Raw genomic sequence first — 14,574 nt, 5'->3', positions numbered from 1 at the left:
GCCTTGCCCGCGGCACGAACGCTTCAGGGTCGCCGAGTCGCGAATCCATTTCCGGTGGGGTGAACAAGCGTTTACGATGCCTGGGTAAACGGCCGTTCACCCACCCCTGTGAGGCTCCGCTTGATTCCCCGCCCGCGTCTGATCCTGTTCGCGCTCGCGTTCTGTGGCGTGCTTGTCTCGATCAGTCAGACCATCGTCGTACCGCTGCTGCCCGCGCTTCCCGCGATCACGCACAGCCCGCCGTCCGACGTCAGCTGGCTGATCACCGTGACGCTGCTGACCGGCGCGGTCTTCACCCCGCTGCTCGGCCGGGCCGGCGACATGTACGGCAAGCGCCGGGTCCTGCTCATCGCGCTGTCCTCGATGATCATCGGCTCGCTGCTCTGCGCGACCAGTTCGGACCTGACTGTGCTGATCGTCGGCCGCGCGTTCCAGGGTGCCGCGGTGGCCGTCGTACCGCCCGGCATCAGCATCCTCCGCGACGAGCTCCCGCAGCGCCGGGTGATCCCGGCGATCGCGATCATGAGTTCGACGCTCGGCATCGGCGCGGCGTTCGGTATCCCGGCCGCGACGCTCGTGGTCGAGTACGCGAACTGGCACACGATGTTCTGGATCAACCTCGGCCTCGGCCTGCTCGACGTCGTCCTGGTGCTGCTGATCGTCCCGGAGTCCGCCGTCCGGACCAGCGGCCGCTTCGACGTCGTCGGCGCGCTCGGCCTGAGCGCGTTCCTGGTCTGCCTGCTGCTCGCGGTCTCGAAGAGCAGTGCCTGGAGTACGCCGACCCTCGCCGTTCTGTACGGCGTCGCGGTGCTGCTGGTCCCGATCTGGGGGTGGTACGAGCTGCGCACCGCCGGCCCGCTCGTAGACCTCCGGGTATCGGCGCGGCCGGCCGTACTGTTCACGAACCTCAGTGCGTTGCTGATCGGGTTCGCGTTCTACGCCAATTCCTTGTCGACGGCGCAGTTGGTCCAGGAGCCGACGTGGACCGGCTACGGGCTGGGCGAGTCCATCGTGGTCAGCGGACTGTGCCTGCTGCCCGGTGGCATCGCGATGGTCCTCCTCTCGCCGGTGTCCGCGCGCATCTCCGGGGCGCGCGGGCCCCGGTTCACGCTCGGGATTGCATCGCTGATCATGGCGGCGGGGTACGTCGTACGGCTGTTCACGAGCGGGAGCGTCGCCGGAATCGTGATCGGGGCGACGGTCGTCAGCGCCGGAACGGCCGTGGCGTACTCGGCGCTGCCAGCCCTGATCATGCATGCTGTGCCGGTGACGGAAACCGCCGCGGCCAACGGGCTGAACACGCTGATGCGGACGATCGGGCAGGCGATCTGCAGCACGATCGTCGCCACCGTGCTCGCGAACGTGACGATCGCCCAGGCCGGCAAGATCGCGCCCGCGCTCTCGGCGTACCTGATCGTCTTCGTGATCGCAGGCGTCGCTGCTCTCGCCGCTGCCGGGTTCGTGCTGTTCATCCCGGTACGGCGGCCCGCGCCGGCGTACGAGGTGACGACGACGTGATCGATCCGGGGCGGACCGCGATCCTCCGCGCGGCCCGGAAGGCCTTCGCGCGCGAGCCGTACGACGCGGTCACGCTCCGCGGGGTCGCCGCGGACGCGGGCGTCAGCGCCGCCCTGATCGTCAAGCACTTCGGTGGCAAGGAAGCGCTCTTCGAACGGGTCGCCGACTTCACCGAGGCGGCCCAGCTGCTGCTCGCCGCCCCGAACGAGCGACTCGGCGAGCATGCCGTCCGCACCCTGGTCGATTACCGCCGCGAGAACGACCAGGACCTGCTTGTCCGGGTCGTTTTCGCGGTCGGCAAGGGCGACGAACGCGCGCTGATCCGCGAGCACTTCCGCGATCAGGTGACCCGCGCCTTCGCCGCCCGCCTGACCGGACCGGACGCCGAGTTGCGCGCCGGCCTGATCACGGCCCAGCTCCTCGGCCTCGGCGCCGTGCTCGCGATCGACAAGACCGGACCGATCGCCACCGCGGCCCCGGACACGGTCGTCGCCCTCTACGCCCCAGCGATCCAAGATCTTATCCACTGATTGAACACCTGTCCTAGAATGTGGACGGAGGGCTTGGCTCAGGATGTGACGCCACTAACATGGAGCATCCAGGCCGAGAGGCGCTGCAACGGGCCCAGGTCCGCCACGCTCGACCTGGGCACCGACTGCAAGGGCGCCTCCGGAGAGTCTTTCTGGAGGGGTTGGCAGATGAGTGAAACCGCGCTGCGGGAGCTGCTGGATCAGCGGATCGCAATCCTCGACGGTGCGTGGGGCACGATGCTGCAGGGAGCGAAACTGCAGCCCGCCGACTTTCAGGGCGACCGCTTCGGCGACCACACGCACGATGTCACCGGCGACCCGGACCTGCTCAACCTGACCCGTCCGGACCTCATCCTCGACGTCCACCGGCAGTACCTGGCGGCCGGTGCGGACATCACCACCACGAACACCTTCACCGCGACCAGCATCGGGCAGGCCGACTACGGCCTGCAGGAGTACGTCCGGGAGATGAACCTGGCCGGCGCCCGCTTGGCCCGCCAGGCCGCGGACGAGGCCGGCAACAAGTTCGTCGCCGGTTCGATCGGCCCGCTGAACGTGACGTTGTCGCTGAGCCCGCGCGTCGAGGACCCGTCGTACCGTGCGGTGTCCTTCCAGCAGGTGAAGGACGCGTACGCCGAGCAGATGGCGGCGCTCGCCGAGGGCGGCGTCGACCTGCTGCTGATCGAGACGATCTTCGACACGCTGAACGCGAAGGCGGCGGTCGCCGCGGCCCGTGAGGTCGCGCCGCACCTGCCGCTGTGGATCTCGGTGACGATCGTCGACCTGAGCGGCCGGACCCTGTCCGGGCAGACCGTCGAGGCGTTCTGGAGTTCGGTCGAGCACGCCGACCCGCTCGTCGTTGGCGTCAACTGCTCCCTCGGCGCCGCCCAGCTCCGCCCGCACGTGGCCGACCTCGCGCGGTTCGCCGGCACGTACGTCGCCTCGCACCCGAACGCGGGCCTCCCGAACGCGTTCGGCGGGTACGACGAGACGCCCGAGGAGACGTCGGCGCTGCTGCGCGAGTTCGCCGAGTCCGGCCTGGTCAACATCGTCGGCGGCTGCTGCGGTACGACGCCCGCCCACATCGCGAAGATCGCCCAAGCGGTGCACGACCTGCAGCCGCGGACCGTCGTACCGGACGATCACACCACCCGGTTCTCCGGGCTCGAGCCGTTCAAGATCGGCGCGGACACCGGGTTCGTGATGATCGGTGAACGGACGAACGTCACCGGGTCGGCGAAGTTCCGCCGGCTGATCGAGGGCGACGACCACCAGGCCGCGGTCGACGTGGCGCTGGAGCAGGTCCGCGGCGGCGCGAACCTGCTGGACGTGAACATGGACGCCGACCTGCTGGACAGCGAGCAGGCGATGACCACGTTCCTGGACCTGATCGCGACCGAGCCCGAGGTGGCCCGGCTCCCGATCATGATCGACAGCTCGAAGTGGTCGGTACTGGAGACCGGCCTGAAACACGTGCAGGGCAAGGGCGTGGTCAACTCGATCAGCCTGAAAGAAGGCGAGGAGGAGTTCCTCGAGCGCGCCCGGCGGATCCGGGACTACGGCGCCGGCGCGGTCGTGATGGCGTTCGACGAGCAGGGCCAGGCGGACACCGTCGAGCGCAAGGTTGCGATCTGCGGCCGCGCGTACGACCTGCTGACGGGCATCGGGTTTCCGGCCGAGGACATCATCTTCGACCCGAACGTACTGGCCGTCGCGACCGGGATGTCCGAGCACAACAACTACGCGAAGAACTTCATCGACGCATTGCCCTTGATCAAGCAGCGCTGTCCCGGCGTCCATATCAGTGGCGGCATCTCGAACCTGTCGTTCTCGTTCCGGGGTAACGACATCGTCCGCGAGGCGATGCACTCGGCGTTCCTGTACCACGCGGGTAAGGCCGGGCTGGACATGGGCATCGTCAACGCGGGCCAGCTCGCGGTGTACGAGGACATCCCGAAGGACCTGCTCGAGCTCGTCGAGGACGTGATCTTCAACCGGCGCGACGACGCCACCGATCGGCTGGTCTCGTTCGCCGAGAACGTGAAGGGCAAGGGCACACAGCGCGAGATCGACCTGACCTGGCGCGAGGGCTCGGTCGAGGAACGGCTGTCGCACGCGCTCGTGCATGGGATCGTCGACTACATCGAGGACGACACCGAGGAGGCACGGCAGCAGTTGCCGCGGCCGCTGGACGTGATCGAAGGCCCGTTGATGGACGGGATGAAGGTCGTCGGCGACCTGTTCGGCGCGGGCAAGATGTTCCTCCCGCAGGTGGTGAAGAGCGCGCGGGTGATGAAACGCTCGGTCGCCTACCTCGAGCCGTTCATGGAGGCGGAGAAGGAGCAGGCCCGTCGCGAAGGCCGCGCGGAGATGGTCCGCGGGCAGGGCAAGGTCGTACTCGCCACCGTGAAGGGTGACGTGCACGACATCGGCAAGAACATCGTCGGGGTGGTGCTCGGCTGCAACAACTACGAGGTGATCGACCTCGGCGTGATGGTGCCGGCGGCAAGGATTCTCGACACCGCGGTCGCCGAGGGCGCGGACGCGGTCGGGCTGTCCGGGCTGATCACGCCGTCGCTGGACGAGATGGTGTCGGTGGCCGAGGAGATGCAGCGGCGCGGGCTGAAGCTGCCGTTGCTGATCGGCGGCGCGACCACCTCGAAGCAGCACACCGCGGTCCGGATCGCCCCGGCGTACGAGAACACCACCGTGCACGTGCTGGACGCGTCCCGGGTGGTCGGCGTGGTGTCCGACCTGCTCGACGACGACCGTGCCGAAGAGCTTGCCAAGAGCAACAGTATCGAGCAGGAGCGGCTCCGCGAGCAGCACGCGAACAAGCAGCGCGCGCCGATGCTGACGCTGGAACAGGCGCGCGCGAATCGGGAGCCGGTGGAGTACGGCGAGCTGCCGGTGCCGGCGTTCACCGGAATCAAGCGGGTGTCACCGAGTATCGAGACGCTGCGCGAGATGATCGACTGGCAGTTCCTGTTCCTGGCCTGGGAACTGAAGGGGAAGTACCCGGCGATCCTCGAGCAGCCGGTCGCGCGGGAGCTGTTCGACGACGCGAACGCCTTGCTGGACGAGATCATCGCGAACGGGTCCTTCACCGCCGAGGGCGTGTACGGGTTCTGGCCGGCGCACAGTGATGGCGACGACATCGTCCTGGACGGGCTGGACCGGTCGTTCCCGATGCTGCGGCAGCAGACCGAGAAGCCGGCCGGACGGCACAACCGCTGCCTGGCCGACTACATCGCGCCGTCGGGCGACCATCTCGGTGGCTTCGGCGTCGCGATCCACGGTGCCGAGGCGCTGGCGAAGTCGTACGAGGAACTGGGCGACGACTACAAGGCGATCATGGTGAAGGCGCTGGCCGACCGGCTGGCGGAGGCGTTCGCGGAGTGGATCCACCTGGAGGCCCGCCGCGCCTGGTTCGAGCCCGACGTACAGCCCGTACTGGAGGACCTGCACGCGGAACGCTTCCGCGGCATCCGCCCGGCGCTCGGCTACCCGGCGAGTCCGGACCACACCGAGAAGAAGGACCTCTTCGAGCTGTTGGAAGCGGACAAGGTCGGCCTGGCCCTCACGGAGTCGTACGCGATGACGCCGGCCGCCGCGGTGAGCGGCCTGATCTTCGCGCACCCCGCGTCCCGCTACTTCAGCGTCGGCCGCCTCAACCGCGACCAGATCGAAGATTACGCAGTGCGCCGAGGACTCCCGACTTCCGAGGTCGAACGCTGGCTCCGTCCGAACCTGGCGTACGACCCGCAGTAACCGCCTCGGGCGGCGCCATCGCAGGATCGCGGTTGGCGTTGCGCTCGCCGGTCCAGCCGTTGGCCTTGGCGGCCTTCTGGATCTCGGCCGCCGTCCTCCGGACCGCCTGGGCGGCGGCCGACTCGGGGGCCATGGCCGGCCAGCGATCCTCTGGCGGCAGGTCGATGAGCTCGACGGACCGTGCGGCGAAGTCCTCGCGACCCGGATCCCGGCCTTCCTGGCGGGCGAACTCGGCGAAGGTGTCGCGGGTTGTCGAGGTCGCCGGATCCCCAGTGAGCGCGGGGTTCTCCGGAGGCTCGTCGGTGTTGAGCAGCTCGGCCGCACCGCTCGCCCGCCAGACGTCGGTACGGCGGGCTTGGGTCCAGGCGCCACCCAGCCCTGCGTTGAAATCGGCCTCCGGCTGCTGGACGGCGCCGAAGTTGTTGTAGACCGGTCCGGCCATCGGGAAGGCTTGAACCGCGAGGAGATCGGTTGCCTCGGCCAGTTGTGCCGGGTCGACCTGCTCGTGCGCCGTGGCCCGCACGATCACGTCCGCGTGGGCGCGGGTCGTGATCAGCGGATCGAACGCGGAGAGCAGCGGCTCGTGCCGGCGCGGCGGCATGCGATCCTGGATGCGGACCGGGTACCGGTAACGCTCCAGCGGGCGGTTCGCGAGATTTTCGACGGAATCGACAACCTTCAGCGCGAACTGTACGACAGCGTCCTCGGGTTCGGTGGCCATGACTCCTCCATCGGCGGCGGCATCAGCGTAGGGGCCTGGCGGGTCTTAGGCAGACCGCATGACGGTGAGGCCTGGCGGTTCTACGAGCGGAACGGCTGGCGCGACGGCGGTGCGTTCGACTATCCGGCGTCGGTCGGCGACGGAACGTTGCCCGTTCCGTGCCATCGCTACCTGAAGCAGGTGTGAACACCCGCAGGATTCCCCTTGACCTGCAGCCGAACAGCCGGTGACGGGGTTAGCGTGCCCTGGCAAGCATTCCTGTTCCGAAGGGGTCACCCATGGCATTCCGTTCCTGGCGCCGGCCGTCCCGCCGGATGGTTCTGACCGGCGTCGCCGCGGTCGCGATGACATCGGTCGTCGGCGGGGTCGCGTACTCAGCCGGTGCCGCCACCCAGCAACCCGCGATCCAGACGTCCACCCCGAACCGCGCGGACGACGTCACAAACATCGACGTACTGCGGCAGCAGCTGCGCAACTACTACGGCGACCCGCTCGGCACCGGCACCTTCGCTGCCGACAGCAACTACGCGAAGGAGGCGCAGAAGGTCGCCGCGGCCGGCACTCGCTGGCTCTCGGTCCCGCACCACACCGGCAAGCAGAAGGCGATCCTGCTGGACGTCGACGACACGTCGCTGGCCACCTGGAACTACGAGATCGCCAGCAACTGGGCGTACAACCCGACCTCGAACGCCGACTACGTGCTGAACCAGAAGTTCCCGGCCGTGCCCGGCATGGTCGACATGGTGAAGGTCGCCGAGCGTGAGGGGTATGCGATCTTCTTCCTGACCGGCCGCGGTGCCGCGCAGGAGCAGGCGACGCTGGGCAACCTGACCGCCGACGGTGTCGGCGTCGACGCCGGCTTCCCGAAGCCGACCGCGCTGACCAACGGTGAGGACGGCCTGTTCACGAAGCCGGACGTCGCCAACTACCCGGACTACCTGAAGCAGGCCTGTGCGGACGATCCGAACGGCAAGTGCACGACGATCCACTACAAGTCGGCGACCCGCGCCCACATCGAGTCCCTCGGCTACGAGATCGTCGCGAACTTCGGCGACCAGTTCTCCGACCTCAAGGGCGGTTTCGCCGACCGCACCTTCAAGCTCCCCAACCCGAACTACTACCTGCCCTGATCCCGCGGCATCTCGCCGTACAGCAGGGTCCGTAGGCCGTCGGTCAGCGACGGCTCGAAGTTCATCCTGATCGCCTCGAGGGACGGGTCGGCCTCGTAGGCGGCCAGGATGGCCGGTACCGGATGGGAGTGGGTCCAGATCGCGCCCGCGAGCAGGCTCGCGGCCGCGATGAAGCGGCCCGCCCCGTCCCGGCCGAGCTCCGGCAGGACGCCGGCCACCACCTCGATCATCTCCTGGTACGCGACCGCGGCCGAGCGCTTGAAGGCCAGCGCGGTCTCCGTCGTGATGTTCCGCTCCAGCACCGCCGCCTGCGCACTCAGCAGGTCGCAGAGCACCGGCCGCTCCGCCAGCGTGCCGACGACCGCGGTGATCAGCCGTTCGCCGCGCTCCGCACTCGGCAGCGCCGGTGAGATCCCGGACAGGGCCGCGGACAGGTCCTGCACCCACGCCGACAGCTCGCTGCCCGACAGCTCGAGCAGGACGGCCTCGCGGGAGTCGAAGTAGTTCAGCACGTTCGACTTCGCCAGGCCGACCCGGCGGCTCAACTCGTTCAGGCTGACATCGGCGACCGGCATCTCGGTCAGCATCGTGGCCGCGGTCGCGAGGATCGCCCGCCGCCGCTCGGCCCGCTGCTCGGCGCTCCGGGCGCGCTTGAAGTTCATCTCACCCATTCTACAGACCGACGGTCTGTTGTTATCGGACCGCTGGTCTGATAACGTCGGAGCCATAACAGACCACCAGTCTTTTAACGGAGAGTGCAGCATGTACGACGTCCCCGACCAGACCGGCAAGCTCGTCGTCGTCACCGGCGCCAACAGCGGTACCGGCAAGGAGGCCGCCAAGCGCCTCGCCGCCGCCGGAGCCCGCGTGGTGATGGCGGTCCGCACCCCGTCCAAGGGCGAGGCCGCCCGCGCGGAGATCCTCGCGGAACACCCGGACGCCCAGCTCGAGGTACGCCGGATCGATCTCGCCGACCTCGCCTCGGTGCAGGAGTTCGCCGAGCAGCTGTCCGCCGACGAGTCGCACCTCGACGTGTTGGTGAACAATGCCGGCGTGATGACGCCGCCGAGCCGGCTGACCACCAAGGACGGCTTCGAGTTGCAGTTCGGGTCGAACTACCTCGGCCCGTTCGCGCTCACGGTCCGGCTGCTGCCGCTGATCCTGGCCGCCCCGGCCCCGCGGATCGTGACCATGTCGAGCGGCGCGGCGTACCTGGGCAAGATCGGCTTCGACAACCTGCAGTGGGAGCGGGGCTACCGTCCGACCTCTGCCTACGCGCAGTCCAAGCTCGCCGACCTGATGCTCAGCAACCACCTCGCGAAGCTCTCGGTCGACCACGGCTGGGGCCTGGTCAGCGTCGCGGCTCACCCGGGCTACACCCGCACCAACCTGCAGACCGCCGGTGCTTCACTGGGCCCGCAGTCGTCGCTCAACAAGTTCTTCATGCGCCACAACCCGCTGCCGAAGCAGGACGTGGAGACGGGTACGGAGCCGCTGCTGTTCGCGGCCGCCGACCCCGCGGCCAAGTCCGGTGAGTACTACGGACCGAACGGGATCTTCGGCCTGGTCGGCAAGACGACGCTGGTCCGCAACCCGAAGAGCGCCACCGACCCGGCGACCAACGCCCGGCTCTGGCAGGTTTCCGAGACATTGACGGGAGTCGCGCTGCCCGCCACCCTGCGAAAGTGACTGAGTGGTCGAGCGGGGGAATCTACGAGTCGTACGTCGGCCGCTGGAGCCGGCTGGTCGCGGCCGAGTTCATCGACTGGCTGGACCAGCCGCCGGGGCTGCGCTGGCTGGACGTCGGCTGCGGTACGGGCGCACTGACCAGCACGATCCTGCGGACGGCTTCGCCGGCATCGGTGCTCGGGGTCGACCCGTCGGAAGGCTTCGTCGGGTACGCGAAGCAGGCCGTCGACGATCCGCGGGCCGCGTTCGAGGTACGGTCCGCCGCGGAGCTGCCGGACGGTCCGTACGACGCCGTGGTCGCCGGCCTGGTGCTGAACTTCGTCCCGGAACGGGTCGCGGCGTTGCGCCGGATGCGGGAGATCGGGACCACGGTCGCCGTCTACGTGTGGGACTACGCGGGCGGCATGCAGCTGATGCGGTACTTCTTCGACGCGATGCTCGACGTACGTCCGCAGGACCGTGAGGTCGACGAGGGCCGCCGGTTCGCGTTCTGTACGGCGGAAGGCCTCGACGGGCTGTTCCGCGAGGCCGGGTTCGCCGACGTGCGGACCCGGGAGATCGTCGTACCGACGGTGTTCTCCTCGTTCGACGACTACTGGCAGCCGTTCCTCGGCGGGCAGGGCGTGGCGCCGGCGTACCTGCGCGGTCTGGAGCCGGCGGACCAGGACGCGATCCGGAACGCCGTACGGGAACGGTTGCCGATCGAGGCGGACGGGTCGATCAGGCTGACGGCGCGGGCGTGGGCGGCTGCTGCCGGTCGCGGTGCGGGTTGAGGTACCCGTACAGCAGGTCGTCGGTCCACTCGCCCTTGATCCACGTGTGCGAAAACCGCAGCCCCTCGCGGGTGAAGCCGACCCGTTCGAGCAGCCGAGCCGACGCGGTGTTGCGGGCGTCGCACTCCGCGGACACCTTGTGCAGTTGGCGATCCACGAACAGGTGCTGGAGCAGCCCGCGGACCGCCTCGGACGCGTAGCCCTTGCCCTGGTACTCGGCCGCGAGCGTGAACCCGAGCTCAGCCTGCATCAGGTTCTCGTGCAGGTTCAGCCCGAGGTCCCCGATCAGTACGTCGTCCAGCGCGACGGCGTACTGGAACCAGCCGGGCGCCTCCGGATCGCCCGCCGCGAACCGTTCGACCGTCTCGTACGCGTCGGCGAGCGCGAACGGAGCGGTCCAGGACTGGAAGCGGGCGACGTCCGGATCCGAGCGGTACGCCGCGAACCGCTCGGCGTCCGCGGCGGTGAAGCGGCGCACGCTCAGCCGCTCGGTACGTACGAACATCGGCCCATCATGTCAAAACCCAGGCCTCGGCTCCGTCTTGTTGACGAGAGGAGAGCGCCGATGAAGTTCCTACTGATCCTGCAGGGGGCCGGTGACCCACGCCTGCCCCGCGACGAGTTCGAACGCACCGCGCGCGACGCGGGCGAACTGGTCACCGGTGAGCTGCTCGCCGACGCCCAGCTGTCCGTCCAACTCCCCGCGAGCGAACCGGCGCGGATCGACGGCTACTACGTGATCGACGTCGAGAGCCGCGACCGCGCCGTCGAGCTCGCCCGCCTGCTCCCCGACGCCCGAGCCGCCGACCGCTCCGTCGAGATCCGCGCCCTGATGCATCCGGCCGCCGCCGACTGGTGAGACAGTCCTACACCACGTCGAACCACAGGCTGGTCGCCAGTGGGGTCGGGGTGACGCTCTTGCGGTGGAGACGGACGGTGCGGCCGCCTGGATGCTCGAAGAGGCGCGTGCCGTCGCCGAGCATCACGGGGGCGTAGAGGACAAGGACCTCGTCCAGTTCGCCCGCCTCGATGCACTGCTTGGCGATGCTCGCGCCCATCACGTTGACGTACTTGTCGCCGGCCGACTCCTTTGCGGCGGCCAGGGCCTTGGTGAAGTCGTCGACGTATGTGACGCCGGGGGACGGGTCGATCGGTGGGTGGTGCGTGACGACGTACTCCGGTCCGTCGAAGCCGCCGCCGAACGCCTGGCCCTCGTTCGGGTCGCCCTTGTGCGGGTCGTCGCCGTCGTGGGTCCGGCGGCCGACCAGGATCGCGCCGATCCGCGGGACCAGCTCGTCGACCTCCGGGTTCGGTCCGAGGTACGGGCGCATCCACTGCATGTCGCCGTTCGGGCCGGTGATGAAGCCGTCGACGGACATCGTGACCGAGTACAGCACTTTCGCCATGGTGGTTCCTCCTTTCCTGTTGAGACGAGCGAGCCCGGAAAAACTCATCGCCATCCGCCAACCGCCCGGCGATGATGGGTTGCATGTCCGCTGCTCCGGCTGCTGCCGCTTACTGATCGCACCGCTCGCGTCCGATCAAGCCCGTCGTCCTCGACGGGCCCAGAAGTGTGCAGTTCTTCAGCTTTTGGAGCTTTGATGACCTTTGAGATCGCCTGTGACGAGTCGGGGTTCTCGGGAACGAATCTGCTCGATCCTGCCTCGCCCGTGATCACCCATGCCAGCACCGACCTCGACGTACCGGCGGCCGCCGACCTGATCGGCGTACTACGGCACCGCTTACATCGGCGTACGGAGTACAAGTCCAACCAGTTGTTACGTCCCGAGCAGCGGCCGGCGCTCGAGTGGTTGCTCGGGGAGCTCCGCGGGCATGCCCACGTTCATGTCATCGACAAGACCGCGTACGTCGCCGCGCGTGTGTTCGAGCTGTTCACCGAGGAGCCGTCGTACGGCTGGGGTACGAGCCTCGGGACGGACCACTTCGAGGCGGTCCAGCTGCTGCGGCACCGGACCGGGTTCCTCGCGGCGTTCGTGGACCTGACGCGGACGAAGCGGGTGCGGCTGATGGATCACGCGGCCGTGGACCGGTTCTTCGCGACGATGCCGGCCGACGTACCCGCGCTACGGGCGCTGACCCGACGCCGGGTCGAGGAGGTGATGCAGCGGCTGATCGACGAGGATCCGGAGCTTCCGCCTCCGCTGGAGCCGCTGGTACCGGCGCTCGCCGCCACGGTTCTGCAGTGGAGCGCCGGTGGTCGTTCGGTCGCCGTGGTGCACGACGAGCAGAGCGCGCTGACGCCCGGCCGGGTCGCGCGGCTCGGCGTGTTCCTGGCAGCGCGGCTGGACCCGCCGCCGCTGCGGTCGTTCGTCCAGGTCGATTCGCGGGACGATCCGCGGGTGCAGGTCGCCGACTTCCTGGCCGGGATCGCCCGCCGCCGTACGCCGGACCTCGATGAGCTGCTTCAGCCCTTCACCTGCGCGGCGACGAACTCGTCCCAGGTGTGAGTGCCGACCGTGGCGCCGGACAGCGTCAGGTTGCCGCCCGCCCGGTACACCTTGCCCGCCTTGCCGGGTACGCGGATCGGGAGCGACAGCCGGCGCTTGCCGGTGGCCCGCAGGTAGTCGTGGGCCAGCTCCGCCAGCGTGTAGACCTTCGGCCCGACCAGGTCGGCGACCAGGCCCTGCGGCTCACCGAGCGCGAGTTCGGCGAGCCGCGCGGCCACGTCGCGGCGGTCGACCGGCTGGAACCGGATCCCGCCCGGCACCGGCAGCACCGGCAACTTGGCCATCACCCGCACCGTGTTCCAGGCGAACTCGTTCAGCTGGGCGACCCGCAGTACGGTCGACGGAACTCGTGCTCCGAGGACTGCTTGTTCCGCGCCGAGCTTGGATCTGAAGTAGGTCAGCGGCAGTTTGTCGACCGCGGTCACCGAGATGTGCACGAGGTGACCGACCTTCGCCTGCTCGGCGGCCGCGACCAGGTTGCGGGTGCCGACGTCGTCGCCCTTCGGACCGCCGGCCAGGTGCAGGATCACGTCGACGCCCTCGACCGCCGCGTCCAGCCCGTCGCCGTTCAGCAGGTCGACGGCCAGGTACTCGACACCGTCGCCGCGGTCGCCCGGGTGCCGACTGAGGACCCGGACCTTCGCGCCGGCTTCCTGCAGTAGCGGGACCACCTCTCGGCCGATCGTTCCGGTACCGCCAGTCACCAGAATCATGAGGTTCGCTCCGTTCTTGGGGTTCTGTAGCGCTGACGGAGCCCGGTGGGCTGAGTGTGACCGGATGTGAGCTGGAATACATCGAGGGAAAATGTCGAGGGCCCGCGAGCGCCTCCGACGTCCGGGGTGTATCCGCACAACACAGGAGGTTCTGAGATGAAGTACGTGGTCCTGATCCACTCGAACCCGCAGCCGTGGGGGCACCCGACGATCGACTTCACCGAGGTCGGCCGGGCGATCCCGGCGGACGAGCGGGCCGCGATGGGCAAGGAGTTCGACGAGATGCTCGCCGAGCTGTCCGCGTCCGGTGAGCTGGTCAGCGGGCTCGCGCTGGACGCCCCGTCGACGTCGCGGGTGTTCCGTTGGGAGGGGAAGAAGCCGGTCAGCACGGACGGCCCGTACGCCGAGTCCAAGGAGCAGCTCGCCGGGTTCTTCGTCCTCAACTGCGCGACCCAGGCCCGCGCGGAGCAGCTGGCCGCCAAGTTCGCCGGTCCGGGTGATGTGATCGAGCTTCGTCCGGAGATGGAATTCTGACCGCGCTTGCGGACAGTTCTGCGCGGATGTGACATACGTCCGGGAACTGGAGTGATGTACGCCGTACCGCAGCGGCGGAAGGTCCCATAATCTATGGTCCTTACCGAGAGTCAGGAGTGCGCCGTGACGACTGTCTTGCTGATGGGGCCGCCCGGAGCGGGTAAGGGCACGCACGCGGGCCTGCTGGCCGGACATCTCGGAGTACCCGTCATCTCCACCGGTGACCTTTTCCGCCGGAACATTGCGGAAGGGACCGAGCTCGGGCGGACCGCGCAGCGCTACCTCGACGCCGGTGAGTACGTACCCGACGAGGTCACCAACGACATGGTCCGCGACCGCCTCGCGGCGCCCGACGCCCGTCCGGGCTTCGTCCTGGACGGGTACCCGCGGACCCTCGACCAGGCCGGCGTCCTGGACGACATCCTCAGTGCTCAAGGCCGTTCGCTGGACGCGGCCGTCGTCCTTCAGGTGCCGGTCGACGCGCTCGTCGACCGGCTGCTGAAGCGCGCCGAGATCGAGCACCGCAGCGACGACACCGAAGAGGTCATCCGCCGGCGGTTCGAGGTGTACCACGAGCAGACCGCGCCGCTGATCCACTTCTACCTCGAACGCGGTATCCACCACGAGGTCGACGCCTCACCCGGCATCGAAACGGTCCGCGCCCACGTCCAGCGCGTCGCCGTACAGCTCAAGCTCGCCGCCTGAGGAACAACCGCGGCCCGGCACC

15 protein-coding genes are annotated in these 14,574 nt (G+C 68.8%); 10 read left to right on the top strand and 5 right to left on the bottom strand.

Features of this window, described 5'->3' with window-relative positions:
* Window positions 1-120 precede the first annotated feature (120 nt).
* From ACZ5BU_RS03915 to metH, 3 genes are all read left to right on the top strand, one after another.
* The gene (locus ACZ5BU_RS03915; RefSeq protein ID WP_465695315.1) at window positions 121-1,518 is read left to right on the top strand and encodes an MFS transporter; all 1,398 of its coding nucleotides are present in this window, start codon (window positions 121-123) and stop codon (window positions 1,516-1,518) included.
* Complete coding sequence (locus ACZ5BU_RS03910; RefSeq protein ID WP_465695313.1) at window positions 1,515-2,048, top strand: TetR/AcrR family transcriptional regulator; 534 nt, start codon at window positions 1,515-1,517, stop codon at window positions 2,046-2,048. Before ACZ5BU_RS03915 ends, ACZ5BU_RS03910 begins: the two co-directional genes overlap by 4 nt.
* A gap of 168 nt (window positions 2,049-2,216) precedes the next feature.
* Entirely contained in the window at window positions 2,217-5,819 is a 3,603-nt protein-coding gene (gene metH, locus ACZ5BU_RS03905) for a methionine synthase (RefSeq protein WP_465695311.1), read from the top strand.
* Here metH and ACZ5BU_RS03900 read toward each other — a convergent pair.
* The gene (locus ACZ5BU_RS03900) at window positions 5,719-6,540 is read right to left on the bottom strand and encodes a hypothetical protein (protein ID WP_465695309.1); all 822 of its coding nucleotides are present in this window, start codon (window positions 6,538-6,540) and stop codon (window positions 5,719-5,721) included. The two genes, metH and ACZ5BU_RS03900, sit on opposite strands and share 101 nt — an antisense overlap.
* 278 nt (window positions 6,541-6,818) lie before the next feature.
* Here ACZ5BU_RS03900 and ACZ5BU_RS03895 point away from each other — a divergent pair, with 278 nt between their 5' ends.
* Window positions 6,819-7,670 (top strand): HAD family acid phosphatase, encoded by an 852-nt coding sequence (locus ACZ5BU_RS03895; protein WP_465695308.1) that lies wholly within the window; start codon window positions 6,819-6,821, stop codon window positions 7,668-7,670.
* Here the strand turns inward: ACZ5BU_RS03895 and ACZ5BU_RS03890 are convergent.
* A complete protein-coding gene (locus ACZ5BU_RS03890; RefSeq protein ID WP_465695306.1) occupies window positions 7,658-8,332 on the bottom strand; it encodes a TetR/AcrR family transcriptional regulator in 675 nt (224 codons plus the stop codon). The two genes, ACZ5BU_RS03895 and ACZ5BU_RS03890, sit on opposite strands and share 13 nt — an antisense overlap.
* A 100-nt stretch (window positions 8,333-8,432) precedes the next feature.
* Between ACZ5BU_RS03890 and ACZ5BU_RS03885 the strand changes: the two genes are divergently transcribed.
* Window positions 8,433-9,359, top strand: coding sequence for an SDR family oxidoreductase (locus ACZ5BU_RS03885; protein ID WP_465695305.1), 927 nt, complete (start codon window positions 8,433-8,435; stop codon window positions 9,357-9,359).
* A complete protein-coding gene (locus ACZ5BU_RS03880) occupies window positions 9,356-10,132 on the top strand; it encodes a class I SAM-dependent methyltransferase (protein WP_465695304.1) in 777 nt (258 codons plus the stop codon). Before ACZ5BU_RS03885 ends, ACZ5BU_RS03880 begins: the two co-directional genes overlap by 4 nt.
* Here ACZ5BU_RS03880 and ACZ5BU_RS03875 read toward each other — a convergent pair.
* The gene (locus ACZ5BU_RS03875; RefSeq protein WP_465695302.1) at window positions 10,080-10,637 is read right to left on the bottom strand and encodes a GNAT family N-acetyltransferase; all 558 of its coding nucleotides are present in this window, start codon (window positions 10,635-10,637) and stop codon (window positions 10,080-10,082) included. The two genes, ACZ5BU_RS03880 and ACZ5BU_RS03875, sit on opposite strands and share 53 nt — an antisense overlap.
* A 60-nt stretch (window positions 10,638-10,697) precedes the next feature.
* On the opposite strand from ACZ5BU_RS03875, the gene ACZ5BU_RS03870 reads away from it, so the two are divergent.
* The gene (locus tag ACZ5BU_RS03870) at window positions 10,698-10,991 is read left to right on the top strand and encodes a YciI family protein (protein WP_465695301.1); all 294 of its coding nucleotides are present in this window, start codon (window positions 10,698-10,700) and stop codon (window positions 10,989-10,991) included.
* 7 nt (window positions 10,992-10,998) lie between these two features.
* Here ACZ5BU_RS03870 and ACZ5BU_RS03865 read toward each other — a convergent pair whose 3' ends face one another.
* Window positions 10,999-11,538: a dihydrofolate reductase family protein gene (locus tag ACZ5BU_RS03865; RefSeq protein ID WP_465695299.1), complete on the bottom strand. Its 540-nt coding sequence runs from the start codon at window positions 11,536-11,538 to the stop codon at window positions 10,999-11,001.
* Between the two features lie 195 nt (window positions 11,539-11,733).
* On the opposite strand from ACZ5BU_RS03865, the gene ACZ5BU_RS03860 reads away from it, so the two are divergent.
* A complete protein-coding gene (locus tag ACZ5BU_RS03860; RefSeq protein ID WP_465695297.1) occupies window positions 11,734-12,600 on the top strand; it encodes a hypothetical protein in 867 nt (288 codons plus the stop codon).
* Here the strand turns inward: ACZ5BU_RS03860 and ACZ5BU_RS03855 are convergent.
* Complete coding sequence (locus ACZ5BU_RS03855) at window positions 12,558-13,313, bottom strand: SDR family oxidoreductase (RefSeq protein WP_465695296.1); 756 nt, start codon at window positions 13,311-13,313, stop codon at window positions 12,558-12,560. The two genes, ACZ5BU_RS03860 and ACZ5BU_RS03855, sit on opposite strands and share 43 nt — an antisense overlap.
* 156 nt (window positions 13,314-13,469) lie before the next feature.
* On the opposite strand from ACZ5BU_RS03855, the gene ACZ5BU_RS03850 reads away from it, so the two are divergent.
* Window positions 13,470-13,847 carry a YciI family protein gene (locus tag ACZ5BU_RS03850; protein WP_465695295.1) on the top strand — a complete coding sequence of 126 codons (378 nt, stop codon included), beginning with the start codon at window positions 13,470-13,472 and terminating at the stop codon, window positions 13,845-13,847.
* A gap of 123 nt (window positions 13,848-13,970) precedes the next feature.
* Window positions 13,971-14,552 (top strand): adenylate kinase, encoded by a 582-nt coding sequence (locus tag ACZ5BU_RS03845; protein ID WP_465695293.1) that lies wholly within the window; start codon window positions 13,971-13,973, stop codon window positions 14,550-14,552.
* The last annotated feature ends 22 nt before the right edge of the window (window positions 14,553-14,574 follow it).

It is taken from the genome of Kribbella sp. NPDC031520, assembly GCF_055580825.1.
Note: the sequence above shows the minus strand (reverse complement) of the source record. Positions and strands in the feature narration are given on the sequence as shown.